This is a genomic window from Agarivorans sp. QJM3NY_33 (assembly GCF_050870865.2).
Taxonomy (GTDB): Bacteria; Pseudomonadota; Gammaproteobacteria; order Enterobacterales; family Celerinatantimonadaceae; genus Agarivorans.
Genome location: NZ_CP194039.2, coordinates 2,679,464 through 2,704,798 on the forward strand (window position 1 = coordinate 2,679,464; position 25,335 = coordinate 2,704,798).

The window sequence follows — 25,335 nt, forward strand, 5'->3', positions numbered from 1 at the left end:
CCTCCATCAATCTATTGTTAAACAATGATGTATCCATCTTTATAACAACTCATTCAAACAAAAAAGGCCTGCGCAATGCAGGCCTAGTAGCAAATAAACTGACCTATTGGGTTGCAGCAATCACTGAGCTATCATTCACGACCACCGTGGCATTCCCGGCATCAGCGCTTACCGCATAGCTAACAAACTGAGTTTGCATCTCCAAAGTAGTGACTATGCTAGCGCTGGGACTAATTAAGGAAGCATGCGCGCCTTGACTAAATCGAACTGCATAACTGCCTGCGGAGGTCACCTCTGTCCCCTCTAAACCCATCGCTGAAATTAACGGCTCGGTACCAATTAACGGTAGTCCAGCTACGCGATTGGGAATGGTTTGGTCACCACTTTCGCTACTGCCATCCCCCACCACTTCGTGCAGTAACACTGGCATAGCAAAACCATTCTGACTAAAGTTTAACGGATCTGCGCCATCTACAACCGTTTGTGCCAAGGAACTAAACACCGAGGCAAAGGCTGGGTAATTGGCATTAATCACTAGTGCCGCCGCCTCAGGGTAACGAGCTTGATAAACGGCAAATTGCTCTAATGCTGTGCCACTGTCGTTGTCAACAAAACCTAAACCCGCAGCAACCAGAGCTAGATAACCAGTGTTCGCTTTCAAACCAGCTTCCACTGCTGGTCCAAAACTAGGGGAATACAAAAACACTCCAGCAAGTCCTCCACCCGGTACACTAAGTGCGGCACTGTCTAAGCGATAATCAACATCCATTCCATTCACGGTCACTATTTTCGCCAATGCAGCAACTGGGATCCCAACAACCGAACCCAAAGATTGCCCTACAAAATGCACCTTACTGCCATCTAATTCAGCAGGCGCGGTAGTGGCTTGTAAAGCGGCCCTCAATGCAAAAATATCGGCACTCGACTGACGCAAGTTTTCCCTAATACTCAAAAAACTACTGAGATTGGCAAACACTTGAGCATCAAGATTAGCACTTAGGTCTGGCTGACCATCCCCATCTAAATCAATGGCTCGGCTACCATGATATGGCAAATCAATCGCCACCACAGCATAGCCTTGTGCCGCATACCCAGCAGCAATACCTGCCGCCGTTTCTTTCAAAGTGGTAATGCCATGTTGGAACATGACCACCGGCCAACCATTGGCAGGCATAGTTAGGTTAGTCAATAGCTTGGTATCGGGCAGATATACATCAACCTTAAGGTTGGCCATGCTACGAGTTTTCGGTAAAGGGTTATAGGCGGTTAGATGATGATGAACGTCAACCAACTTCGTATTCCCATTTTCGATATAAGTCAGTCCCGACAAATCAGCTTGCGCTAACATTTGTGCCGCGCGAGTCGTATCACCCGCACCAACCAAAGTCCCAAAAGTAGTAACATCAAAACCTTTAGCGGCAGCTTGCGCCCAAAAACTTGTGGTACTACCTTGATTGGCAAAGTCACTATTGGTTTGCAGCAGTTGTAGTATGGCTACTGGGCTGTCAGTTTTGGCTTGTGCCCACTGATTAACATCGCCACCCGCAAGATCGGGATGATCTAAATCGGATAAGTAATAAGGCACCGTCAAACTTGATGTGTAATATTTTGCAGCTGCAAAACTTGGCTGGCTGGCCCCTAATACCGTGTTGGCAACATCTTGCGCGGTACTGCCAGTATCCACTAAGGATGACAATGATAATTGCCCCATCAGCGCCATGCCGCCATATACCTGTTGCAAACTACTTAATACCGGGTTTACAGACTGGGTGGTAAATACTGCCGTATAACTGATTGTACCTTCAACGCCTCGCGCAGCGAGCAAAGCATTATTCCAATTGGTTAAGCTTTTCAGCGACTGAACGGTAGCACTATCTTCAGCCTTTGGTACTTCACTTAACAAGGAATAACCCGTCCCAGCTTCCACAGAACGTCCATTCTCATCATGCAATTGCTCGCTCACCACCACCATATAAGAACTCGCGGGGGCGAAAGGTTTCAGTGGTACGACTACCAGTTCACCATCAGCAAAATTAACGGTATAGTCTTCCCCGTAAACCAACTGCTGGTCGATGCGACAAGTTTGACCAGCCACAAAACTGCCACCATTTTCGCTCACATCACTACAATCATCGGCAAAACCTGAAGCCCTCACTTTAAATAACAACAGCCCATCGGCAAAACTGGCATTATCAAGTTGTACATCAATTTTGTCGTTATAATCATCCTCATTGTCACCGTAACCCAGCGGGATCCTAAATGGTACGCTGGTTTGCCAACCGTCTAATGCGCCTAACACCTGAGTAATATCTCGGTATTCTGAAGTACTCACAATTTCAGCTTCACTCGGTAAATTAATGGTCCCATCTAAGCTGCCGCTAAATAGTAAGTTATTGGGCGTTGAGACATCGCCGGTCAGAGGATTGAAGCGAATTTTTACTGAGTTGGGGACTTGGGCCGTGCTATCATCTGCAAAATCTAATGGCGAGTTGCCACCGCAGCCCGCCAGAGATACTGACGCAAATAAAGTAATCGTTGTTGCTATTCGGGACAAACGCATATTCGCAAATTCCTTTTAATAGTAATGGTTCACAACAGCACCATAAACACCGCTTAACATTTTTGCAACAGGTCTAACCAGATGAATAAACAGTTGTTTAACTATTGAGTAATATTTGTGCGCTGTCGCACATCTACAGGAATCAAACATGAGCAAGGAAATCTTTCCTCAACAATTTCAGGCGAGTCAGCATGAATTGAATGACAAAGTCATTCTCGTCACCGGTGCCGGAGACGGGATTGGCCGCCAAGCAGCCTTAAGTTTTGCCGAACATGGCGCGACCGTAATTTTGCTCGGGCGAACAGTAAAAAAACTAGAAGCGGTTTATGACGAAATCGAAGCTTTAGGCGGTCCGCAGCCAGCGATTATTCCTTTAGATCTGAAAGGTGCAAGCCAACAGAATTACCTCGATATGGTTGCCACCATAGAATCACAATTTGGCCGTTTAGACGGTGCATTGCTTAACGCCGCCAATCTTGGGGTATTAAGCCAATATCTACAAATTGATGAAGATCTTTGGGATCAACTAATGCAAGTCAATCTAAAATCGCAATTTTTACTGAGTCAAGCGTTGATCCCATTGATGCTGAAAAGTCAAAATGCGTCCTTGGTATTTACATCATCCGGTGTTGGTAAAAAAGGCCGTGCTTACTGGGGGGCTTATAGTATCTCAAAGTTCGCCATTGAAGGGATGTCGCAAGTCATTGCCGATGAGTTCGAACAAAGCGCTTTGCGCTGCAACTGCATCAATCCAGGAGCCACTCGCACCCTGATGCGGGCCAGCGCTTATCCCGGAGAAGATCCAAAAAGCTTAAAAACGCCACTCGATATCATGCCGAGTTATTTATACTTATTAAGTGACGCCAGCATCGGTGTTACTGGCAAAAGTATCGATGCCCAAGCCAAGTAATTGATAGCAACGGATTGCCTATGACTCCTCCTTTTCGCGCAAAAAGCACCTTGGAACAATGGCGGATCTTCCAAGCTGTTGTTGACTATGGCGGTTATGCCCAAGCTGCGAGTCAATTGAATAAAAGTCAATCTTCGCTCAATCATGCGGTGAGTAAACTGCAAGGTTTATTAGGCGTACAGTTACTCGAAGTAAAAGGTCGCAAAGCCTACTTAACCCCTATTGGTGAAGTCATGCTGCGACGTAGTAAGTTGCTCAGCCAAAACATTCAAGAGCTGGAAGTTCTGGCGGCAAGCCTAGAGCAAGGCTGGGAACCTAAACTAAGTGTAAGCTGCGACGCCGTGCAATCTAAAGCACCAGTGATCAAAGCCCTGAAGGCATTTCTGCCTGACAGTCGAGGCACTCGTATCGAATTGCTGGATAACGTATTAGGTGGTTCGGACGAAGCCATTTATGATCATTCTGTCGACATGGTGATTACGCCGATCCTCCCGCAAGGAGTACTTGGCGAGAAATTTGGTACTGTCACGATGCTGCCAGTGGTACAACGTAATCATCCACTGGCAAAAATAGCGGCATCGGTATCCATTAACGAAGTAGTACAGCACCTGCAATTGGTGGTTAGAGATACAGGAAGTCATCCTCACCTCGATCGTGGTTGGTTACGCGCCGAACAACGCTGGACCTTTAGCGGATTTAGCCAAGTACTGGAAGTTCTCAACCAAGGCTTAGGTTTCGCTTGGTTACCCGATCATATCGTCGCGCCTTACTTGGAAGATGAAAGTTTAGTAGAACTTAATATCCTAGGAGGCGCTGCCAAAACCTTAGTGACCTATTTAGTGATATGTCGACCAGAGCAATTGGGCCCAGCTGGACAACACTTTGCGAAGATACTACTACAATGCAGCAAACAGCGTTAGAGATGAACCAGCTCTTAAACCTCAATATGGAGTCAAGATGCGATTAAACTGCGATATGGGTGAAAGCTATGGTGTATGGAAAATGGGCGCCGATGAGCTAGCCATGCCCTTTATCGACATGGCAAACATTGCTTGTGGCGGACATGCTTCAGACCCTCATGTCATGAGTCAAACCATTGCTTTAGCTAAACAGCATCAAGTACAAATTGGTGCGCATCCGAGTTATGCCGATATCGCTGGGTTTGGTCGTCGAACCATCGCCTACCAACCCGAGCAATTAAGCCAAATCATTCTCGCTCAAATAGGAGGTTTACAAGCGCTATGCCGTTACCAAGCAACTCAGATCCACTATGTGAAACCTCACGGCGCGCTGTATAACGACATGCATTGTTCAGCCCAGATATTTGAGGCGGTGCTCAAGGCTGTCGCTAGTTTAGAAGGCGAAATTAAACTCATGGTATCGGCCAGTTTAAGCACTGGTTTTGTCAGCCGTTTAGCGGAGCAATATCAAGTTGGCTTAATCAAAGAGGCTTTTTGTGACCGCCGCTATTTGGCCAATGGTCAGCTGCAGTCTCGAGAACTAGACGGTGCGGTGCTCAGCCAGCCCAATGACTTATTGGCTCAAGTGAACTTACTGCAGCAGCAACAACAAGTCATCTGTAGTGATGGCAGTCGCCTAAATATTAGCGCAGACACCCTCTGCGTACATGGCGACAACGCAGCGGCAGTTGCGCAAATAAAATTGATTAAACAAATCCTAGATCCACAAACAAAGAGCCTCTAAAACATGTTTTGTATCGATTGGGTGAATGAAGACAGTCTCTTACTCAGCTGTAAGTCCCCCCAATTTCAGGCCGCGTTACCGAGCCTCGCGGAGCAACTTAAGCAAAATATCAAGGGCGTAAACGATGTTATCGTTGCGTCTGACAGCCTACTCTGCATTTTCGATTATCAAACTGAGTTAAATGATCTGGAGTCGCTGTTAAGCCGTTTTCAGTTGACTCGTCACTCAAAACCCGTGAAAACGATACACGTTCCAGCTTGTTATGATCCGCGTTTAGGCCCCGACCAAGAGGCAACCGCCGCACATTTACAGCTCAATGTAAAACAATTAATCGAGTTGCATTTGGCTGGTCACTATCAAGTCAAGGCGATCGGCTTTATGCCCGGTTTCGCTTACTTATCAGGTTTAACTAAATCCCTACAACTCCCCAGAAAATCCACCCCTGCAAGCCATGTAGCAGCGGGCAGCATCGCGATTGCTGAAGACATGAGTGCTGTGTACCCGGCAGCGAGTCCCGGCGGTTGGCATGTCATCGGTCAAAGCCCAATGCGTTTTTTTGACCCCTCAAGTCAAGATATGTGTCCGGTAAAAGTCGGCGATCAGATCCGCTTTTACCAAATCAATTTTCAGCAATTTCAACAATTACAGGCGAAAGCATGTCTCCGGTAGGTCAATTAAGCGTATTAAGAAGTGGCCCACAAACCAGCGTAGTTGACCAGGGCCGTAGCGGTTATCAAGACATCGGGATCAGTCCAGGTGGCGCTGCGGATTTACATGCCTTTCTCTGGGCTAATCGACTACTCGGTAATGCACCAGGAGCTGCAGCCCTAGAAATTGCCATTGGAGGCGCAACTTTCCAATTTAACCAAACATGCCAAGTCGCGGTTTGCGGTGCAGATATGCCACTCAAGGTGAGCGGCGCAAGTCGCAATCCCCAACCCGCCCCTTGGCAGAGCTTTACGGTTTTGGCTGGCCAAAGCTTGAATCTTGGCACTGCACGCTCTGGATTACGATCATACCTCGCCATTAAAGGTGGTTTACAAGTGAAAAAACAGTTAGGGAGTGCTAGTAGCTCAATGCGACAAGGTTTAGGTCTTTTTATGGGCCGCTGGTTAAGTCAAGGGGATCAACTCAACTATCTAAGTTCTGCAATCGAGCCCAGAAAACAAACACCGAACCGTTTCATACCAGACTATAACCAAGCCTTATGTTTAAATTTGATCCCCGGCTATCAATTTCATCAGTTTTCAAGGCATGCTATCCAAACCCTATGTCACCAAACCTACCGAGTGAGTGCTCTGAGTGACCGAATGGGCATTCGTTTAGATGGAGTATCCCTCGATAGCGTCCCCGCCAGTGGCGAATCAGAACCTATCGCACTTGGCGCCGTGCAAGTGCCTCCCAGCGGACTCCCCATTGTATTATCGATCGACAAACAAACCATCGGTGGATATCCAAAGTTAGGTTGTATTTCTCGCTTAAGTCTTTATGCGCTCAACCAACGTCGAGCCAAACAAACCCTCAAGTTTCAGCTCAGCTCTTGGCAACAACAGCGTCAATACTGGTTGCAATTTCAGCATTTTTTTAATAATGAACAACTAAAAGTTTAGCCAATATCGAAAACCATTCAGCAAGTGCTCCACTTCGCTCAATTGCTCAAGCCGCTGAATAGTCTGCAGTGCCATGATCGGCTCATCGGTAATTACGCCATCAACCCCTAGATAGTACATTCGTTCAACCTCACTGACTCGGTTCACCGTCCAAACGTAGATTTTCTGCTCGCGCTGCTGAGCACTGAGTAAGCGCCAAGGACTAACCCACTGTTGATTCACCATTAACATATCTGCGTTCTGAAGCAAACTCGATTCACCAAAGCTGGCAGCCGCAATAAATGCAGTTTTGACTCTCGCCGCCAACGGGGTACCTTTAATCAATTGCTTAAGATAATTGAGTAACTCCGCATCTAAGCTACTGACGACCACCGGATATGGGTAACGCTTGAGTTGAGTCAGGAGTGCAGGTACTAAATCTAGAGAGTCGTCATAACGTTTTAATTCTAGGTTCAGCGTGATCTGAGCAGCACTTTTAGCTAACCATACAGATAAAGGCTGAGGAGACGGGAGCCCGGCAGCAACAAAAGCCTGCTGAACCTGAGCAAAATTACTCAGATGCACCACACTCGGATCGCCAGTTAAACGTCCTAGATCACGGTCATGAACGACCACTATTTGTCCATCGGCAGTGAGTTGAATATCAATTTCGGTCATGCTTAAACCCAGTTCAATAGACTTTTGCAAACCCGCTAAGCTATTTTCTTCAGCCAAATAACCACCAGCGCGATGGCCCATAACCGAGAATTGACTACTCTGAGCAAAACGTTGGGTAAAACTGTCCACTTCATCAGCGAACTCATTCGCCGCAAGTAATAGACTCGCCAGCAATAGCAATCTAAAACCTAAATGTAAGCGATGATTTTCTTTTAATACCGCTTGATGTTCATTGGCTAATTTTCCCCTTGTCTGCTTAACCAACACTTTAAACATATAAAACTGAATACAGGCATAGAGCCAAGTATCCAAGAAGCTTAAAACTGATCCCCCCGCCAACAATGCAAAACTAAATAGCACTAAAGCTAAGTTGGATAACTGCTGTGGATCCCACCAATCAATAGTCACATGCAACAACCAAATAAATGCAGCAACCAGCACCACAAATACCAAGGTTCTTAGCGCTAACCAAATTACTGTAATAAGTACAATCCACTTACGCTGGCCCTGAGCTAAATCGGTAGAATCTCGCAACTGGCCAAGCAGAGTTCGCCTTTGTAACATGCAAAATGGCAAAGTAAACCACCACTTCAGCCATTGATTCGCCAGCCAAAAAGTGACCGGCAAACCGCCTAAACATAATACACTGAGAAAGAACCACAGCTGACTTCGCTGCATGGTGAGATAGTAATTAATGTCCCAATCGGCCAGCATCAGTCCAAACAGCCAACGACCAACAAATAACAAGCTACAACAAATGCTAATCAGTAATACTGATTGCAAAAAAGCTAAACCCGCAATCGACCAAGCGCGACGTAGCAATAGATGAATCGCTTGAGAAATTGAACGCCGATTAACTTCATGCTGAGCCAACAATAAGGTGAGTACCCCCTGTTGCAAAAAGAAGTTAAACAAAGCCATCGCAACCAGCCAAATCGCAAACAAATAACCACTGGGGGAGAGGAAAAAACCGAGTAACTGCTGATTTGCAACGCCCTGTAGGCCATACAACGACATCAGTGATTCACTGACCACAATGGTGAGTGGTGCAAAGGCCGCGAGCCAACATGCTTGCACCAACAAATAGGCTGCAAACATTGCCAAACCGCGGTGTTTAAGAGTATTCGCTAGGTAGAAAAAAAAATGCTGACAGCGATGCCATAGAGCGAGCAACATTAACTTAGCGCCCTCGCTCCATCTGTTTCACCATCAACTGAACCAAAGACTGCGATACTGTTTGGCGGGTCAGTTCACTTGATACATCCTTCGCCGACGCCATTGCCTTGGCATATTGGGTGGCAAAAACGCTCGGTAGGTCTTCTGCCGCGGCACTATGTAGCTGCTGAATACCACGCTCAAGTAACTCACCAATATTATGAGCTCTCACGCCTCCCGCCGCTAGCCATTCTAGCTGGGGAAATTGTTGCTGTAATGCTAACACTAGCTCCACGCCCTGTTCTATCTTATCTTGCTGGCCAGAGCTCAATATTCGAGTTACGCCGATATCGGCTAAACATTTCGCCGAAAAACTCGGCTCGGCCACACAATCGAAGGCGCGATGAAACACAAAATCGATGCCTTGCGCTGCCTTAGCAAGCCGCTGACAGGCACTCACATCAACACTCGCGTCGGGATTGAGGGCGCCACTAACCACGCCATGAAAACCGAGTTCTTTAATCAGTAAAATATCGGATTCCATCTGCATCAGTTCCTGAGGCTGATAACAAAAATCCCCGCCTCTAGGTCTCACCATAACCACGATAGGGATCTGAGTGAGATAGTGCTGAACCTGCAGCAATGCGCCATAACTTGGCGTAGTCCCCCCATCACTTTGGCCGGCACAGAATTCAATACGATGGGCCCCGCCCGCAATTGCTTTTTCGATATCTGCAACGCTATAACAGCAAACTTCTAACAAAGGAAATGATACAACTGAGTTATTTAACAAAATACAATCAATATAGGGCTTTATTTACGCCTAGTATAAACCATTATCCTGCGAGGTCATCGTGGTTTAGTGATTCAGATTAAGACAAAGTAAGCGCATGAGATAAGCTGAACAGCTGCCAAACACTTCCAATCCTTGCACCGCTAAACAAGCTCACTTCTTAAAAATTCATATCTTTGGAGCATCAGGTAAGGATACTAAATGCATGGAAACCCCTATTGGCATAAGACATAAATACAAGTTAAGTCCCTTCATTGGCCACATATCGCAATTCGACTTTCAATTAAACTGGCATTAGGCACCTTCGCGGGATCCATCAATAAACACTTCATGACTAAAAAAGCTGTTGTTTTCCCTAACCAAACTTAGTCTCTCAAACAAGCGTTTTTTAGCATAAGAGTGTATATTAACCAACTTGCACTATGGATAAAGAGCAAACTTAGGTGAAAAAATGAAACGATTTTCCAATTTTTTATTGCTGATTATATTGAGTTTAAGCAGCAACTTCACCGGGGCGAACGAGTACTTATTTTTGGGTACTGGTAACGTAAGCGGGGTCTATTACCCGACTGGCAACGCCTTGTGTCGACAACTAGAACAAAATAGTGACCATAGAAAACTCAGTTGCACCGCAGAAAGTTCCGGGGGCTCCAGTGACAATATCCAAGCACTACGAAGTGGCGATATCGATTTAGCGATCGTTCAGTCGGATGTGCATTGGCAAGCCTACAAAGGCAGCGGTGAGTTTGCCAAACAAGGAGCCTATAAGGAGATGCGCTCTCTGTTAGCCCTTTATCCAGAGGCCTTTACTGTATTAGCGAAGGCCCAGCTAAAGATTAACCAAGTTGAACAATTGAAAGGACATTCGGTCAATGTTGGGCCACTTGGTTCTGGCCAATATTCGACGATGAAACTCATCATGCAACAGCTGCATTGGCAAGATGGCGATTTTACCCAGCTAGGTCATCTAAAACCAGACGAACAAAGCCGCGCGCTATGTGGCAATAAAACCGAGGCTATCGTTTATGTGGTTGGCCACCCCAATACCTCGATTACCCGCGCGACCACAATGTGTGAATCCAATTTGCTGAGTCTGTCAACCACGACAATCGCCGCCTTAGCCCAAAAATACCCATATTTTTCTCCGGTAAGCATTAAAGGGGGAACCTATCATGGTAACCCGAAAGATGTGCAATCGATTGGCGTCAGCGCAACCTTAGTTGCAGACAAACAACTATCGGAGCAAACGGCACATGATTTTGTCGCGGCAATTTTTGAAAACCTCGACACTTTACGCGCCTTACATCCGGCATTAGCCGATTTAAAAGTGCAGCAAATGATCCATACAAATCTCACGGCGCCACTGCACCCAGGTGCCCTACGATATTATCAAGAACAAGGGTGGATGAAATAATGCCGCAACAATCAACTTAAACTCAGGATAAGCCAGCATGCTGGCTTATTTGACTTAGGGGTAAATCCAAGTGCTCACATAAAGGATCCAACTCCCGACCAATCACCTGCTGCCAATCTTCACATTTTCCCTGCCAAGCTAAACTTTCGAGCCAGTGTTGACGAAAACTACGATTGATAAATAAATCATGTAAATAACTCCCCTGCACCACACCTAATTGCCAGCCGGTAACTTGTTCAACAAAGGGCTTTAGCGCTTCAACGCAAGGGCTTGCAGCGTGATGAATTTCGTAACAAGCTAAGTGCTGCTCTTGCCACTCAACGTCGCGTTGCGTGGTCACCTTAGCATCGGCATATTCGGTGATGATTGGTAGTAAAACCAAACCCTCAAAACCTTGCCCTTCAAGCCCCAAAGGATCTAGAGTTTGCTCGCCTAGTATTTGCAAGCCACCACAAATCCCAGTCACTCTCACCCCTTGTTTCGCCGCGTGAATAATCGCCTGATCTAAACCACTCTGCGCCAAATGCATTCGGCTAGCTGAAACATTTTTCGAACCGGATAAAATAATCGCATCGTAATAACTTGAATCTTGAGCATCGCGTAGTGGCACCAGATTAACACCTGCTTGATAAATTAATCGGTCAAATTCATCCAGATTGCTGGCAAAGGGATAAACCATTAAGGCAATGTTGGTGGTGCCCAGCTGCCATTGATTTCGATGAAAGAAATTATCTTCTTCCGACAGTTGGTGGGCTGTCCAAGGGAGCACCGCTACGATAGGAATTCCTGTTTGTTGCAAAACCCACTGATTAGCATCCGCGAATAGCGTCTGTTCACCGCGAAACTTGTTCAAGACAAAACCTTTAACACGAGCTTGCTCTACTTGGCTAAGGCACATCCATGTCCCAAGCAAATGGGCGTAAGCACCAGCTCAGTCGATATCCACAATCAAATAAACCGAAGCCTGCAACGCTAAGGCGAGTTCCATGTTAACGATAGCGCTTTTAGGTAGATTAACTTCCGCAGGACTGCCTGCTCCTTCAATCACGAGACATTGATGTTGCAGTGGTAAACGCTGAACACTTGCCAAAACCGCAAGCCAAAGAACGGCTTTACGCTGATGCCAGTCGATGGCATAGCTGATGGCTCACCTCACCATGAATCACTAGCGGTGCGCCGAGTTCGCTATGCGGTTTCAATCATACCGGATTCATATCAATACAAGGCCGTTGCCGAGCGGCTAAAGCCTGCAGGTATTAAGCACGACCAATTTCACCTCCCTGGTCGGTGACGGCCGCATTGTGACTCATGTTTTGTACCTTAAAAGGAACCACATCAAGCCCTTAAGTACTCAAGTAACGGCAAATCAGGGCGCACACAAAAGATTTACCCGCATCATTGGGGCAAGCCATAAACATGATTGGGGTCTTAATGCTCAATGAAGAACTCATGAATTATTATTACTAACCAACAAAAAGGCTAAGATGTCCTTCCAGGTCACAATACCCTGCAGATGCTGATGTTCATCAATCACTGGCAAGCAACTCAAACCTTGTTCAATCATTAAACGCCCCGCATCCGTCACACTGGTGATGGCAAAGCAGCACTGTGGATCGCGCGTCATCAATTGGTGAACCCGTTGGGTTAAGGTTTTAATATCTCGCTGATTCTCCGCAGCCTTACCAAGAAAAGGACTTAAAGCCGCCAGCACATCCGCTTCAGTTAATACGCCAACCACTTGATCATCGTCATCGAGTACCACCAAGTGATGAAAGCTCACGTTGTCAAAAATGTCTTTAATATCGAATAGCCGCTGATCCATATCAACACTGACTACTCTAGTCTGCATAATATCTTTGATTATCAAGGGAATCTCCTTCGATTGGGTGGGATATTAGTATTATAAACATAAGCACCCACAAGTCGCGTTTTAGTTGCACACAACTGTAGAAATATTCAGCCGCATCCGTACACTAAGTGGGAGACAATTCAGAGTATGAGTAAAATGGCCTATCAAATTATCCCTGTGACCCCTTTTCAACAAAACTGTAGCCTCATTTGGTGTGAGCAAACCTTAGAAGCGGCAATTGTCGATCCCGGAGGCGACCCGCAGCTCATTCAAGCCGCCGTCGACAAAGCGGGTGTGAAAGTGACTAAAATATTGTTAACCCACGGTCATCTTGACCACGTAGGAGCCAGCAGCTTAATCAAACAGCGCTATCAAGTTCCCATTGTAGGGCCTCATCAAGACGACGATTTTTGGCTTAGTAAAATGGCAATGCAGTGCCAAATGTTTGGTTTTCCAGAAGTTGCAAGTTTCAGCCCAGATCAATGGTTAGAGCATGGCGACATCATCGCTCTAGGAGAAATAGAACTTGAGGTCAGACATTGTCCCGGCCACACTCCAGGCCATGTGGTGTTTATCGATCACGCTGCCAAACTCGCTATCGTAGGTGATGTTTTATTTAATGGTTCGATTGGCCGAACCGATTTTCCTCAGGGCGATCACCCCACGCTGATCAATGCCATTAAAACTCAGCTCTATAGCCTAGATGATGATTACCAGTTCTTACCTGGACATGGGCCAATGTCGAGTATTGGTCACGAGAAGAAATTTAACGGCTATACTCGGTAAATCTAAAAAACAACAAAGGGCTCGCTCGGCGAGTCCTTATCGTTTATCAGCGCCGAGTCGATCTCTCTTCACTTTTGCGTAAAGTAAATAAACACTACTCAACCAAACACCCACGGCCATAAAAAACAGCGGATATTCACGTGGACAACCGTCGCTTAAACAGCTCAGATCAGTAAACGGAAATAAGCCCAAAGGCGTGAAAAGATGGAAAAATATCGCCCCAGACATCACCACGAACGCAAGCGCTGCCCCATAAAACCGAGTCGCTTTACGTAAAATGAGAATGCTGGCAACCAATTCCACCAAACCAATTAGCGTTTCACCATACTGAGCAAACAGCGAGCCAACCGACTCCAGCCCTAAACCACTGCTGAGCCAAGTTCCCACGGTTTGAAAAATATAAACTGTAATGTCAGCGGGATGGCCAAACCAACCTGCAAATTTAAAAAACAGCGATTGTAAGAATACAAAAGCGACGTAAATCGCCAAAATAAGCGGAATGTATTTATTCAAGGTACAGATCCCATATGCCAAAAAAATGAATCGTTCTAAGTAAGTTCCAAACAAGACCTTAGCAAGCGAACTTATATTTCACCGGAAACTGATATCGCTGATGAACCGACCCCAACAAAGGCCAGATACTGGGATAAAATAGTTAATAATATTTGTCAAAATAAGATAAGTTACACAAGAAATATTGTGAATGTAACAACCAATAGCATCATCAAATCATTCTCGCTCTGGAGCCCATATGTTAAATTTGAGAAACCGTTCAGACGATCTTGAAATATTAATTGCTGTCGTTGATTGCGGTGGCTTTTCTGCTGCTGCCGAGCAGCTCAATATTCAAGTCGCGCGAGTCTCGCGGGCAGTCTCGAAGATTGAACAACAGATCGGTGTGACACTGCTCAATCGAACCACTCGGCGGATCCACCAGACCGATGAGGGGCGTCGATTTATCGAAGCCGTTCGACTCGGCCTACTCCAACTACAACATGCAGAAGAAGAGCTGTTAGCAAACGATGCATTTCCCAAAGGCAAGCTACGCGTCGATGCCGCCAGTCCATTTGTGTTGCATCAACTGGTGCCGTTAATACATGACTTTAAGCAAGCCTATCCCAACATTGACTTAGAACTGAGTTCCAACGAAGGCTATGTTGATTTACTCGAGAAACGAGTTGATGTTGCGATCCGTATCGGTCGCCTAAGTGATTCAACTCTGCACGCTCGCCCTTTAGGTAAAAGCCCACTTTACGTGGTCGCCTCTCCCGACTATCTGGCACGCCGTGGTGTGCCGCTGCATATTACCGACTTGCAACAGCATGATTTATTAGGTTTCACCAGCAAAAACCTCAATTTATGGCCACTTAAGGGTTTTAGTTTAGAGGCTCCCTCACTGATTGCTAGTAACGGCGAAACCGTTCGCCAATTGGTATTAAGCGGTAACGGCATTGCCTGTTTGTCCGGTTATATGGTTAAACAAGATATCGCTCATGGAACGATGATCCGCTTATTTGGCTCAGAAGCCGTTTACGATACGGGCCGTGAACAAATACACGCGGTGTATTACAAGTCTTCCTCATTAGCACGGCGGATCTCTTCTTTTATCGACTTTATCCAACCACGACTCAGCCTATAAAATAAAGCTTCACTTAAAACTAATTATTGTGAAATTCACAAAAATAATTTGTCATCTACGGACTGATTGCAAGCGCACTCAACTGCTACACTGATGCTCTAATTTTTCGAGGATCTCACACATGACAGCCACACTCTTTCAAGCCATTCAACTAGGTAAACTAAGATTAAAACACCGCATCGTCATGCCGCCGATGACACGCTCGCGTGCTACTCAGCCTGGAGACACCGCCAATCAAATGATGGCCGAGTACTATATGCAGCGCTGTGAAGCAGGACTCATCATTGGTGAAGGGACTCAAATATCAGAACGGGCTAAAGGTTACGCTTGGACTCCCGGGATCTATTCTCAAGCACAAATTGACGGCTGGCGTTTAGTGACCGATGCGGTTCACCAGCAGGCAGGTGTGATATTTGCGCAACTATGGCATGTAGGACGAGTCACTCACCCGGATAATATTAACGGTGCTCAGCCTTGGTCCGCTTCGCCACTTAAAGCCGAAAACGTGAAAGTATTTGTGGATAACGGTAGTCAGCAACCGGGGTTTATAGATGTGGTCACGCCCAAACAAATGAGCCAAAAAGAAATTAATCTAGTGATTGAGCAGTTTCGCCAAGCGGCCCTCAATGCACAACAAGCTGGTTTTGATGGGGTAGAGTTACACGCCGCCAATGGGTACTTAATCAATCAATTTATCGACTCTGAATCTAATCAGCGAACCGATGCCTACGGCGGTAGCCTTAGCAATCGTTTACGTTTTCTTGATGAAGTACTTACAGCCTTAGTGGGTGCTATTGGTGCAGACAAAGTCGCCGTGCGACTAGCTCCGCTCACCACCTTAAATGGCACCGTAGACGCCTACCCCGAGCAAACCTACACTGCGGTGGCCGAGTTGCTCAATCAACATCAAGTAGTCTATATGCACATTGCCGAAGCCGATTGGGACGATGCCCCGCCAATGCCGCTTCATTTTAAACAGGCACTACGCAAAACCTACGCAGGGACCATTATCTACGCCGGAAAATACACGGCAGCAAGCGCCAACCAAGCCATAGAAGACGGCCTCGCCGATATGATAGCTTTTGGCCGCCCATTTATTGCGAATCCCGATTTACCCTCTCGAATTAAACACCATCAAGCCTGGGCGAGTCATGATCCCAACACCCTATTCGGAGGTAACCATCATGGTCTAACTGATTACCCTCGTTTTGAACACCAGTAAAATATAAGTTTAATCGACTAGCGGTAAAGTCTTGAACAACTTTACCGCCATCAAAGAATGGCAAAGCTTACCCATCAAACAACGAACCAGCTTGGCGCTCAAAAATCGTGATAGCTGATGAAGCAAATACATACCACACAATAAAGTTGCACGGTAAGTAAAAACCTACATAAAACGGACTTGTGCTTATCTGGCGACTTGTTGTGAATCAAGCGCGAACACCCTGTTGCAGCCGTGAGATTTGGCGCATATGATTAACGCTCTAACAAAGAAAACATAATCTCCTGAACACCTTGACCGCCCACACTACTCACTTGTTTAGTCATCTCGATGGCGCTTAAACCCTGATTATTGCGAAAGGTCAAATCGGGATCATGGCGAAGCAACTGCCTAAGCATCGAGAGTCGCCCAAATTTCACCGCGTACATCACCGGTGTCAATCCTTGATTATCAGCAAAATCGACATCTGCAGCATGGTCCAATAAGATCCGCGCAGTCCTAGGTTTATTAAACTTCACCGCGAGACATAAAGCAGTTTGTCCCTTTTGGTTCATGGCGTTTGGATCCATCCCTAAACGCAAAAGCGTATCAGTGATCAGCGAAGGACCGTAGTCTCCTCGACTCTCTAACCCTGCGACGCGACTGAGGATATCCGCTTTAAACAAAGCGAATGACAACGACAATTGAGTCGGCTGAAAAAACACATTAAAAACACGCTCTTCTCCGCTCAAGGCTGCGACATCAAGCGCAGTAAGTCCACGATGATCAATCAGCGACAGATCTGGATTAAATTTTAGCAAGCTGCGCATGCTTTCAATTTGCAAATTGGTGGAAGCAATATGCAAAGCGGTCTGCCCACGGGAATTCCGCAGATTAATATCCATATAAGGACCAATTAATTGCAACATTTTTGCTTGTTTAGTATCTAATTGTTCACCGTCGTAGCGATTCATCTGTACCTGTAACGGTAGCCACCCCGCTAACGCAGAACTTAAACGCTGCTGACCATCATTTGTCTCCGTTAAGCTCGCGATAAATGGCAGCTCTAAATGCTCAATCGCTCGCTTTATTTGCTCCTCACGACTGCCCTGAGCAGGTGACGTTCGGATGACAAAGGCTAATTTATTGAGTTGATTTTCAATCGCCCATTGATAGGCTGAGCGACCATCACTTGCAGTGCCAGCGCTATCTATACCCGCTGTTTTCAAAATCCGGACAATTTTTTCTGAATCGGCATATTGACGAGGCAAATACCTAGTCGCCAAGTAATGCAGTGTATTTCTGCCTTGCTGATCTTGGGCGTTGATATTAGCCCCGGCACCAAGCAGCGCATCAACCACTGCGATTTGTCCATAATAAGCAGCTAACATCAAGGGGCTTATCGCCTTTTCATCGGCCAGATTGACATTTGCCCCACGCTTTATCAGCTCTATCGCAATCTTTGAGTTATGCTGTCGAATCGCAGCCATTAAGGGGCTGACCCCTAGCCGATTTTGTTGATCAATATTGATACCATTTTCAATCAACAACACCGCTATTTTTTTCAGGTAAGGCTCGCCCCCAGCAATGGAATAGGATGAAACATGGTGCAAAGCATTTTGACCATTGTTATCTAGTTGATTGACATCAACTTTCTCAACTTCTAGCAGCTGCTTTACGGAGAAAACACTAGCAGTATTAGCGGCCTTCACCAACGCGCTGATATCGTCGCTTAAGCCCCCGTAAGTCATAAAACGATTATATGGAACGTTTACCTGACAGCAAACAACAGTCTGCTGAGATGCTGTCGGAGCCGACTATCGCTGACTACATGAAATTAATAGACCAGCCAACGCCACCCCAAGTACTACTCGTTGCAAATTCATTTAATCGCTTATCCTTGCTAGAACAGATCGCCATTGCAGCGCAGAGCCAACAAAAAGTCAAAAATACACAACAGAGTCATAATTAACTTTTGTGATTACATATAATTTGGGTTGAAGCATGAAATAAAGTGGACCCAGTAGTTTGGGACTTATTTGTTCTAGCTTTAAAAACAAATAAATAGAATGAAAACGGTGATCTTGTTGATGCAACGCTTGCTCCGCCAATGCAGCAGAGCAAGCACCTAAGATAAAGAGCCTAAGAAACGTCCCGGTAAGGGTTGCGCGGATCCTGAGTCCAGTTCATATAGGGTTTGTCAGCCTCTTTTTGCTCCATCTTGATACAGCTATCCACCGGACAGGTGATCTGGCACAGATTACAGCCAACACACTTATCTTCGATCACTTCGAAAGCGACGCTGCCATCGGGACGAGCGGTCTTGCTAATTGCCTGATGCGAGGTATCTTCGCAGGCGATGTAACAACGGCCACAGCCGATACATTTATCTTCATCAATATCGGCCACCACCTTATAGTTCATATTGAGGTATTTCCAATCGGTGGTATTAGGTACTGCGAGCCCCTGGAAATCGGAGATTTTCTCGTAGCCTTTACTGTCCATCCAATTCGACAGGCCTTGCTGCATTTCGCTGACAATTCTGAATCCGTAGATCATCGCAGCGGTACACACCTGCACGCAACCTGAGCCCAAGGAGATAAACTCCGCCGCATCGCGCCAGTTACCAATGCCACCGATCCCTGAAATAGGTAGGCCTGCAGTTTGCGGATCACGCGCGATTTCACTGACCATGTTTAGGGCAATCGGTTTCACCGCGGGGCCACAATAACCACCGTGGGTACTCTTGCCATCCACCAAGGGCCGCGCAGCCATCTGATCCAAATCGATCCCAGTAATTGAGTTAATGGTATTGATTAATGAAACCGCGTCAGCACCGCCATTTTGGGCAGCGCGCGCCGAGAAACGAATATCAGTGATGTTCGGGGTGAGTTTCACGATCACTGGCAACTTGCTATAGGTTTTACACCAACGAGTCACCATCTCCACATATTCTGGAACCTGGCCTACCGCCGCCCCCATCCCGCGCTCTGGCATCCCGTGCGGGCAGCCAAAGTTAAGTTCGAGGCCATCAGCGCCGGTTTGTTCCACTTGTTTCACGATAATTTTCCATGATTCTTCCTCACAAGGCACCATTAAGGAAACCACTAAGGCTCGGTCGGGCCAGCTTTTTTTCACCGCCTCGATTTCACGCAGGTTGATTTCCAAACTGCGATCGGTGATCAATTCGATATTGTTAAAGCCCGAAACTTCACCATTATGATCATAGATTGCTGAATAGCGAGAGGACACATTCACCGCCGCTGGATCTTCGCCCAAGGTTTTCCAAACCACTCCACCCCAGCCCGCTTCAAAAGCGCGTTCGACGTTATAGGCTTTATCCGTCGGTGGCGCAGAGGCCAACCAAAATGGATTGGGAGATTTGATCCCTGCAAATTCAATTGATAAATCGGCCATGGTATTAAGCCTCCACTGAGTTAAGTTGTTGATGAATGGCGATAGCTGCCAACTTGCCCTGTTGCACCGCTTCTACGGTGAGGTCTTGTCCTTCACTGGTACAGTCCCCACCGGCAAACACGCCGTCAATACTGGTGATTTGCTTACCAAAGGTGGCAATTTTTCCATTGCTTACGGTGGGGATCAGCTGCTCGGCGTTGGGGTAAGCAAACTTCTGGCCGACCGCTTTAAATATTGCCGAACAAGCAACATCAAAGGTTTGCTCAGTATCTTTAAGCTGGCCATCTTCACTATAGGTTTTACGGAAGGTCATACTGCGTAATACCCCATCTTGGTCCAGATTAATTTGCTCTGGTTTGGCCCAGGTTTTTATTCTGACCTGATGGTTTTTGGCAATTTGCTGTTCGTGCTCGGTGGCGCTCATTTGCGCTTCGCCGCGACGATAAACCAGCGTCACCTCTTCTGTACCCAAACGTTTGAGTTGGCAGGCCATGTCGATGGCGGTATTACCGGCACCAATCACCACCGCGCTGTCCAGCGGGACCGCCAAGTCCTCGAGATCTTTAGCCTGGCGTAGCTCTTTAATGTAATCCACGGCATTCAGTACTTGCGGATGGCTTTCGTTGAGCAACATCAAGGACTGAACGTCCTGTAAGCCAATGGCTAAAAACACCGCATCAAAGCGCTGCTTCAACTCGCTCAAGCTGACATCTTGGCCTAAGGCGGTATCGGTATGCAGGGTGATGCCACCGATCCCTAAGATGAAATCAACTTCTTTCTGAGCAAAATTGTCGGTAAGTTTGTACTTGGCAATGCCGTATTCATTCAAGCCACCCGCTTTTGCTGCCGCTTCGAAGATCTCCACCTCATTGCCCAGCATCGCCAAGCGGTGTGCACAACTTAAGCCAGCGGGGCCTGCGCCCACTACCGCGATAGTTTTACCGGTCGGCGCGGCTCGCTCGAAAGGATGTCCCTCAAACACCGCATTGTCGGTGGCATGCCGTTGTAATAAACCAATTTTAACCGGTGACTGTTCCTGCTCTTTATTGCGCACACAGGCTTGTTCACACAAAATTTCGGTTGGACACACCCGGGCGCAACTGCCACCCATGATGTTTTCCTGATAGATGGTTTTAGCCGCTCCAGTTAAATCGTCAGTATGAATACTGGCAATAAAACTCGGAATATTAATTTTTGAAGGACAGGCTGTAATACAAGGCGCGTCGTAACAATAGTAACAACGCGAACTTTCGATGCCAGCTTGGCGGGCACTTAAGGCTGGATTGATATCCTTGAACATCTGATCAAGGGCTAGCTGCTGTTGTGAATAGCCCTCAGGCTTTTCCATACTCATCACCATGGGATCTCCCTATTTTTTTTATAATGCCGAGATAAAACTCTCTGCTTGTACAAAAACAAAGCAAAGCCTATACCATGTTCTGACCAAACGGTCAGGAGATGTGATTTTTGGTTCGGGGCTAGTAATATAACCATCTGTTTAATAAGGCTAAAAATAAATAGTCATTGAATGAAAAAAACAGATAGTTAACAATAAGTCTTGATTAGAGTTATGCTGTCAGTCAGTGGGTAGAACTAAGCATGCCCAGTATCAAGGCAAATAGCTTCATATTAGTGCAGAGAGCAATCAGCCCATGAGCAAAACCACCACCACGAATACCAAACGCCGTAAGCTAGCAGATATTCGTAAAGACAATCTCGCGCAAATTCTATTAGTTGCCGAGCAGTTATTTGCCGAAAACGGTTACTCGGGAACCACCATTGCAGCCATTGCGGCAAAAGCTGAATTACCCAAAGCCAATGTCCTTTATTATTTCAAAACTAAAGAGGCTTTATATAAGGGGGTACTCAGCCAGCAACTCGTCATATGGATGAGCCACATGGATCAAATGACGCCCGAGCAACATCCCAGTGTGGCGCTACGCCATTACATTTTGCAGAAGATGCAGCAATCCAAACAACACCCCAACGCTTCACGGATTTTCGCTGCCGAGATCTTACACGGAGCCCCCTACCTGCGAGAACAGTTAGCCACCGAGTTAAAACAGCAATTTGATAAAACCTGCCAGGTATTTCGAGATTGGATCGCCAAGCAGTGGATGGAACCGATTAATCCAGAACATTTAATGTTCATGATTTGGGCCTCAACCCAAGCCTATGCCGACTACGCCATTCAAAGTAGCCTGATGTTAAACAAAGAAGCCCTGGATGATAGTGATTTTGAAGAAGGTATGGAATTAATTGCTCGCTTGGTGCTTAAAGGTTGCGGCATCAAGTTACTTTAGCGAAATAATGCTCGCAACGACCACGAATCGATGCTTCATTAAAATTGAGCAAATTGGTTTGAGCCAACAATGAACAGGGAATAGAGACGCATACTAGGCATAAAAACAAAGGATTAGAATAATTTCTAATCCTTCTTTGTTGCGGTGAAAGCTAGATTTCACCGCAGAATAAGCAGCTATTTACTCAGCGCAAGATCTTCAACCGTTGTAGCTTCTGTGACTTGTTCAGCCATACTAAGCATGGCATTTAACAGCACCGAGCAACCCGCTTCACATTCTTCCTGAGTGGTGCTTTCTATCTCGTTATGACTAATACCATTTAAGCAAGGCGTGAAAATCATGCTGGTTGGCGCAAAATCAGAGACATAACAGGCATCGTGACCTGCTCCAGCAATAATATCCATGTGACTATAACCTAAACTGACCGTAGCATTTCGCACTGCATCAACACAGGCCGAATCAAAATGGATAGGTTCGTAATACCAGAATGGATCGAGCGCAACTTCAACACCAGTTTGTTGCTCAAGCTCAGCCACAGCGGCTTTGAGTTCTTGATCCATGGCGCTGAGTTCTTCATCGATGGGGTGGCGTAAATCGATACTCATTTCAATTTTACCGGGGATGGTATTGCGCGAATTTGGCAACACCTGCACAAAACCCACCGTGCCACACCCCGGTGGATGTGCTTTAGCGATTTGCTCCACTTGTTGCATCAATTGCGCACTGGCCAGCAACGCATCTTTTCGCAGGTGCATCGGGGTCGTCCCAGCATGAGACTCTCGACCGGTAATCGTGGCATTAAACCAACGTTGCCCCTGCCCACCAGTAACCACGCCTATCTGTTTCTCTTCAGCTTCTAAATAAGGGCCCTGCTCGATATGAGTTTCGAAGAAAGCATGAAATTTTCGACCCGTCACTGGCGTTTCGCCAGCAAAGCCGATCCGCTCTAACTCATCGCCCAAACGCAAACCGTCTACATCCAAACTGTCTAAAATTTCTTGTAAACTAAAACGCCCAGAGACTACGCCAGAGCCCATCATCGCGGGGGCGAAGCGCGAGCCTTCTTCATTGGTCCAGACCGAAATCTCAATGGGATGTTTGGTTTTAATGCCACGATCATTGAGCGAACGGACCACTTCTAAACCCGATAATACGCCAAATACACCATCAAATTTCCCTCCCGAAGGCTGGGTATCTAAATGACTGCCCGTACCCACAGGCGGCAGGCTCATATCTTCACCGGGGCGAGTACACATAATGTTACCAATAGCATCAATTTTTACACTACAACCCGCCTCTTCAGCCCATTTAATGTAAAGCTCTCGACCTTGTTTATCTAAATCAGTTAATGCTAATCGTCGGCAACCGCCTTTTTCGGTGGCTCCGATTTTTGCCATTTGCATCAAACTGTCCCACAAACGATCACTATTAATTTTGTAGCTACTCATACTGGCCTCCACTCAACCAAACTGTTTCATTTTTGTGTTAAATCCGCCCTCGGCGTTGCACTCAACCATGCAAAGTATTGACCAAACGGACAAGAAGTTAGACGGTAAAATCTAAGTTATTGATAATTAAGGATTAAATAATGCATTATTTGTTCGGTTCTAATTTTCAGTAGCACGACCCGGTATTTTCGTTCAAATTTTATGCACTAAAAGTGGGATTATACGCCCTGCAATGGCGCGTAAGCGAGTCTATCCGACTCACTATGCAAACCAGTGGCTATCCGAATAAAACCAGTGTTCATGCGGCTTAGCATTAACAATAACCAACAAACTGTCCAATTGGTCAATCTATTGCATAACACCTAATTAAGGTAAGGGTTTTGCATCACAATAGACAACTTGATGCCCCTTTGAATCAATTAACGAGGTAGTTAGCAATGAGTGTACTAATTAAGGGTGGCAAAGTGGTCAACGCTGACCAAAGCATCTTTGCCGACGTTTACTGTGAAGGCGGTTTAATCAAAGCCATCGGCCAAGATCTAGATGTTCCCAGTGACGCTGAAGTGATTGATGCCAGCGGTAAGCTGGTAATGCCCGGCGGTATTGACCCCCATACCCACATGCAATTACCTTTTATGGGAACCGTCGCCAGCGAAGATTTCTATAGTGGCACCGCCGCAGGACTGGCCGGTGGTACCACCATGATTATCGATTTTGTGATCCCCAACCCCCAGCAACCACTGATGGAAGCCTACCAAACCTGGAAGGACTGGGCGGCTCGCTCAGTTTGCGATTATTCCTTTCATGTCGCCATCACCTGGTGGGACGACAGCGTTTATCAAGATATGGGCACACTCGTGAACCAAGAAGGGGTAAACAGTTTCAAGCATTTCATGGCCTATAAAAATGCCATCATGGCCGAAGATGAAACACTGGTAAATAGCTTCAATCGCTGTTTAGAATTAGGCGCAATGCCAACGGTACACGCCGAAAATGGCGAGTTGGTCGATCACCTACAAAAGAAATTACTCAAAGCCGGCTTAACCGGCCCCGAAGCGCATCCCCTATCGCGCCCAACCGAGGTGGAAGGCGAAGCCGCCAACCGCGCAATTCGGATTGCGCAATCGCTCGGTGTGCCACTCTATTTAGTGCATGTGTCTTGTAAAGAAGCTGTGGATGAAATCGCTCGGGCGCGCCATGAAGGCCAACGAGTTTACGGTGAATGTTTAGCTGGTCATCTTGAGTTGGACGACAGTGTCTATCGACAAAGCGACTGGGCCAGTGCCGCTGCGCATGTAATGAGCCCACCGTTCAGACCGAAAGGACATCAGGAAGTTCTATGGAAGGCGCTACAAGGCGGCACCCTGCAAACCACCGCCACTGATCACTGCTGCTTCTGCGCTGACCAAAAAGCGAATGGGAAAGACGATTTCACTAAAATCCCCAATGGCACTGCTGGCGTCGAAGATCGAATGATGGTGCTGTGGGATTCTGGAGTGAATAAAGGTCGTTTAAGCGAGAGCGAGTTTGTGGCAGTGACGTCCACCAACAGTGCCAAAATATTCAATCTTTACCCTCAGAAAGGCTGTATTGCTGTGGGTTCTGATGCCGATATCGTGATTTGGGATCCAACAAAAACACATACCCTTTCGGCCAAAACCCATCATCAAAAAATAGATTTTAATATTTTCGAAGGCCGAACAGTACAAGGTGCTCCGCACATCACCATCAGCCAAGGCAATGTCGTCTTTAAAAACGGGCAGTTAAACGTGGTTGAAGGTGCCGGACGTTACATTAAACGTCCAGCCTTTCCATCGATTTTCGAAGCGGTTCAAAAATATAACCAAAGCCATGCACCTGTTGGAATAGAACGATAACGCTGCCGCCTC

Annotated in this window: 23 protein-coding genes; 12 read left to right on the forward strand and 11 right to left on the reverse strand. The window is 46.5% G+C overall.

Annotated features, from left to right (window positions below):
* Nucleotides 1-103 precede the first annotated feature (103 nt).
* Nucleotides 104-2,560 (reverse strand): VolA/Pla-1 family phospholipase, encoded by a 2,457-nt coding sequence (locus tag ACRRSY_RS12040; RefSeq protein WP_432463272.1) that lies wholly within the window; start codon nt 2,558-2,560, stop codon nt 104-106.
* Nucleotides 2,561-2,708: 148 nt separating this feature from the next.
* Here ACRRSY_RS12040 and ACRRSY_RS12045 point away from each other — a divergent pair, with 148 nt between their 5' ends.
* Genes ACRRSY_RS12045 through ACRRSY_RS12065 form a run of 5 tightly spaced genes read left to right on the forward strand, consistent with a single transcriptional unit; the run spans nt 2,709 to nt 6,784 of the window.
* Nucleotides 2,709-3,470 (forward strand): YciK family oxidoreductase, encoded by a 762-nt coding sequence (locus tag ACRRSY_RS12045; protein WP_432453257.1) that lies wholly within the window; start codon nt 2,709-2,711, stop codon nt 3,468-3,470.
* 20 nt (nt 3,471-3,490) lie between these two features.
* On the forward strand, nt 3,491-4,390 hold the full coding sequence (locus ACRRSY_RS12050) for a LysR family transcriptional regulator (protein WP_432453258.1): 900 nt from the start codon (nt 3,491-3,493) through the stop codon (nt 4,388-4,390).
* A 37-nt stretch (nt 4,391-4,427) separates the two neighbouring features.
* Nucleotides 4,428-5,174 carry a 5-oxoprolinase subunit PxpA gene (locus ACRRSY_RS12055; protein ID WP_432453259.1) on the forward strand — a complete coding sequence of 249 codons (747 nt, stop codon included), beginning with the start codon at nt 4,428-4,430 and terminating at the stop codon, nt 5,172-5,174.
* Between the two features lie 3 nt (nt 5,175-5,177).
* Nucleotides 5,178-5,843 (forward strand): 5-oxoprolinase subunit B family protein, encoded by a 666-nt coding sequence (locus ACRRSY_RS12060; RefSeq protein ID WP_432453260.1) that lies wholly within the window; start codon nt 5,178-5,180, stop codon nt 5,841-5,843.
* A complete protein-coding gene (locus ACRRSY_RS12065; RefSeq protein WP_432453261.1) occupies nt 5,831-6,784 on the forward strand; it encodes a biotin-dependent carboxyltransferase family protein in 954 nt (317 codons plus the stop codon). The genes ACRRSY_RS12060 and ACRRSY_RS12065 overlap by 13 nt, the downstream gene beginning before the upstream one ends.
* Here the strand turns inward: ACRRSY_RS12065 and ACRRSY_RS12070 are convergent.
* Entirely contained in the window at nt 6,773-8,617 is a 1,845-nt protein-coding gene (locus tag ACRRSY_RS12070; protein WP_432453262.1) for a glycerophosphodiester phosphodiesterase family protein, read from the reverse strand. The genes ACRRSY_RS12065 and ACRRSY_RS12070 overlap by 12 nt on opposite strands.
* A 4-nt stretch (nt 8,618-8,621) precedes the next feature.
* Nucleotides 8,622-9,389: a copper homeostasis protein CutC gene (locus ACRRSY_RS12075; RefSeq protein ID WP_432463273.1), complete on the reverse strand. Its 768-nt coding sequence runs from the start codon at nt 9,387-9,389 to the stop codon at nt 8,622-8,624.
* Between the two features lie 451 nt (nt 9,390-9,840).
* On the opposite strand from ACRRSY_RS12075, the gene ACRRSY_RS12080 reads away from it, so the two are divergent.
* On the forward strand, nt 9,841-10,803 hold the full coding sequence (locus ACRRSY_RS12080) for a TAXI family TRAP transporter solute-binding subunit (protein WP_432459325.1): 963 nt from the start codon (nt 9,841-9,843) through the stop codon (nt 10,801-10,803).
* 22 nt (nt 10,804-10,825) lie between these two features.
* Here ACRRSY_RS12080 and ACRRSY_RS12085 read toward each other — a convergent pair whose 3' ends face one another.
* The 3 genes from ACRRSY_RS12085 to ACRRSY_RS12095 form a co-directional block, all read right to left on the reverse strand.
* On the reverse strand, nt 10,826-11,656 hold the full coding sequence (locus ACRRSY_RS12085; protein ID WP_432459324.1) for a hypothetical protein: 831 nt from the start codon (nt 11,654-11,656) through the stop codon (nt 10,826-10,828).
* A gap of 78 nt (nt 11,657-11,734) precedes the next feature.
* Nucleotides 11,735-11,893, reverse strand: a complete 159-nt coding sequence (locus ACRRSY_RS12090) for a hypothetical protein (RefSeq protein ID WP_432459323.1) — start codon at nt 11,891-11,893, stop codon at nt 11,735-11,737.
* 357 nt (nt 11,894-12,250) lie between these two features.
* Nucleotides 12,251-12,670, reverse strand: coding sequence for a CBS domain-containing protein (locus tag ACRRSY_RS12095; protein WP_432459322.1), 420 nt, complete (start codon nt 12,668-12,670; stop codon nt 12,251-12,253).
* A gap of 138 nt (nt 12,671-12,808) precedes the next feature.
* Here ACRRSY_RS12095 and ACRRSY_RS12100 point away from each other — a divergent pair, with 138 nt between their 5' ends.
* Nucleotides 12,809-13,438, forward strand: coding sequence for an MBL fold metallo-hydrolase (locus ACRRSY_RS12100; protein ID WP_432456183.1), 630 nt, complete (start codon nt 12,809-12,811; stop codon nt 13,436-13,438).
* A gap of 36 nt (nt 13,439-13,474) precedes the next feature.
* Here the strand turns inward: ACRRSY_RS12100 and ACRRSY_RS12105 are convergent, their stop codons facing one another.
* Nucleotides 13,475-13,951, reverse strand: coding sequence for a hypothetical protein (locus ACRRSY_RS12105; protein ID WP_432453269.1), 477 nt, complete (start codon nt 13,949-13,951; stop codon nt 13,475-13,477).
* Between the two features lie 247 nt (nt 13,952-14,198).
* Between ACRRSY_RS12105 and ACRRSY_RS12110 the strand changes: the two genes are divergently transcribed.
* Both ACRRSY_RS12110 and ACRRSY_RS12115 read left to right on the forward strand, forming a co-directional pair.
* Entirely contained in the window at nt 14,199-15,077 is an 879-nt protein-coding gene (locus tag ACRRSY_RS12110; protein WP_432464717.1) for a LysR substrate-binding domain-containing protein, read from the forward strand.
* A gap of 121 nt (nt 15,078-15,198) precedes the next feature.
* Nucleotides 15,199-16,299: an alkene reductase gene (locus ACRRSY_RS12115; protein WP_432463275.1), complete on the forward strand. Its 1,101-nt coding sequence runs from the start codon at nt 15,199-15,201 to the stop codon at nt 16,297-16,299.
* Between the two features lie 254 nt (nt 16,300-16,553).
* On the opposite strand, the gene ACRRSY_RS12120 is transcribed toward ACRRSY_RS12115, so the two are convergent.
* Nucleotides 16,554-18,029 (reverse strand): ankyrin repeat domain-containing protein, encoded by a 1,476-nt coding sequence (locus ACRRSY_RS12120; RefSeq protein ID WP_432463276.1) that lies wholly within the window; start codon nt 18,027-18,029, stop codon nt 16,554-16,556.
* Between the two features lie 11 nt (nt 18,030-18,040).
* Between ACRRSY_RS12120 and ACRRSY_RS12125 the strand changes: the two genes are divergently transcribed.
* Nucleotides 18,041-18,250 carry a hypothetical protein gene (locus ACRRSY_RS12125; protein WP_432463277.1) on the forward strand — a complete coding sequence of 70 codons (210 nt, stop codon included), beginning with the start codon at nt 18,041-18,043 and terminating at the stop codon, nt 18,248-18,250.
* A 170-nt stretch (nt 18,251-18,420) separates the two neighbouring features.
* On the opposite strand, the gene preA is transcribed toward ACRRSY_RS12125, so the two are convergent.
* Complete coding sequence (preA, locus tag ACRRSY_RS12130) at nt 18,421-19,695, reverse strand: NAD-dependent dihydropyrimidine dehydrogenase subunit PreA (protein ID WP_432463278.1); 1,275 nt, start codon at nt 19,693-19,695, stop codon at nt 18,421-18,423.
* Between the two features lie 4 nt (nt 19,696-19,699).
* Nucleotides 19,700-21,043, reverse strand: coding sequence for an NAD(P)-dependent oxidoreductase (locus ACRRSY_RS12135; protein WP_432453273.1), 1,344 nt, complete (start codon nt 21,041-21,043; stop codon nt 19,700-19,702).
* Nucleotides 21,044-21,347: 304 nt separating this feature from the next.
* Here ACRRSY_RS12135 and ACRRSY_RS12140 point away from each other — a divergent pair, with 304 nt between their 5' ends.
* The gene (locus ACRRSY_RS12140; RefSeq protein WP_432453274.1) at nt 21,348-21,998 is read left to right on the forward strand and encodes a TetR family transcriptional regulator C-terminal domain-containing protein; all 651 of its coding nucleotides are present in this window, start codon (nt 21,348-21,350) and stop codon (nt 21,996-21,998) included.
* A gap of 176 nt (nt 21,999-22,174) precedes the next feature.
* On the opposite strand, the gene ACRRSY_RS12145 is transcribed toward ACRRSY_RS12140, so the two are convergent.
* Complete coding sequence (locus tag ACRRSY_RS12145) at nt 22,175-23,446, reverse strand: Zn-dependent hydrolase (protein ID WP_432453275.1); 1,272 nt, start codon at nt 23,444-23,446, stop codon at nt 22,175-22,177.
* Between the two features lie 437 nt (nt 23,447-23,883).
* Here ACRRSY_RS12145 and hydA point away from each other — a divergent pair, with 437 nt between their 5' ends.
* On the forward strand, nt 23,884-25,323 hold the full coding sequence (gene hydA / locus ACRRSY_RS12150; protein WP_432453276.1) for a dihydropyrimidinase: 1,440 nt from the start codon (nt 23,884-23,886) through the stop codon (nt 25,321-25,323).
* Nucleotides 25,324-25,335 lie beyond the last annotated feature (12 nt).

Coding starts and splice junctions, on each gene's coding strand:
- ACRRSY_RS12120 (WP_432463276.1), bottom strand. CDS start 18,029: ATGACTTACGGGGGCTTAAGCGACGATATCAGCGCGTTGGTGAAGGCC.
- ACRRSY_RS12050 (WP_432453258.1), top strand. CDS start 3,491: ATGACTCCTCCTTTTCGCGCAAAAAGCACCTTGGAACAATGGCGGATC.
- ACRRSY_RS12115 (WP_432463275.1), top strand. CDS start 15,199: ATGACAGCCACACTCTTTCAAGCCATTCAACTAGGTAAACTAAGATTA.
- ACRRSY_RS12060 (WP_432453260.1), top strand. CDS start 5,178: ATGTTTTGTATCGATTGGGTGAATGAAGACAGTCTCTTACTCAGCTGT.
- ACRRSY_RS12100 (WP_432456183.1), top strand. CDS start 12,809: ATGGCCTATCAAATTATCCCTGTGACCCCTTTTCAACAAAACTGTAGC.
- ACRRSY_RS12135 (WP_432453273.1), bottom strand. CDS start 21,043: ATGGAAAAGCCTGAGGGCTATTCACAACAGCAGCTAGCCCTTGATCAG.
- ACRRSY_RS12045 (WP_432453257.1), top strand. CDS start 2,709: ATGAGCAAGGAAATCTTTCCTCAACAATTTCAGGCGAGTCAGCATGAA.
- ACRRSY_RS12065 (WP_432453261.1), top strand. CDS start 5,831: ATGTCTCCGGTAGGTCAATTAAGCGTATTAAGAAGTGGCCCACAAACC.
- ACRRSY_RS12145 (WP_432453275.1), bottom strand. CDS start 23,446: ATGAGTAGCTACAAAATTAATAGTGATCGTTTGTGGGACAGTTTGATG.
- ACRRSY_RS12140 (WP_432453274.1), top strand. CDS start 21,348: ATGAGCAAAACCACCACCACGAATACCAAACGCCGTAAGCTAGCAGAT.
- hydA (WP_432453276.1), top strand. CDS start 23,884: ATGAGTGTACTAATTAAGGGTGGCAAAGTGGTCAACGCTGACCAAAGC.
- ACRRSY_RS12040 (WP_432463272.1), bottom strand. CDS start 2,560: ATGCGTTTGTCCCGAATAGCAACAACGATTACTTTATTTGCGTCAGTA.
- ACRRSY_RS12070 (WP_432453262.1), bottom strand. CDS start 8,617: ATGTTGCTCGCTCTATGGCATCGCTGTCAGCATTTTTTTTTCTACCTA.
- ACRRSY_RS12125 (WP_432463277.1), top strand. CDS start 18,041: ATGGAACGTTTACCTGACAGCAAACAACAGTCTGCTGAGATGCTGTCG.
- preA (WP_432463278.1), bottom strand. CDS start 19,695: ATGGCCGATTTATCAATTGAATTTGCAGGGATCAAATCTCCCAATCCA.
- ACRRSY_RS12055 (WP_432453259.1), top strand. CDS start 4,428: ATGCGATTAAACTGCGATATGGGTGAAAGCTATGGTGTATGGAAAATG.
- ACRRSY_RS12080 (WP_432459325.1), top strand. CDS start 9,841: ATGAAACGATTTTCCAATTTTTTATTGCTGATTATATTGAGTTTAAGC.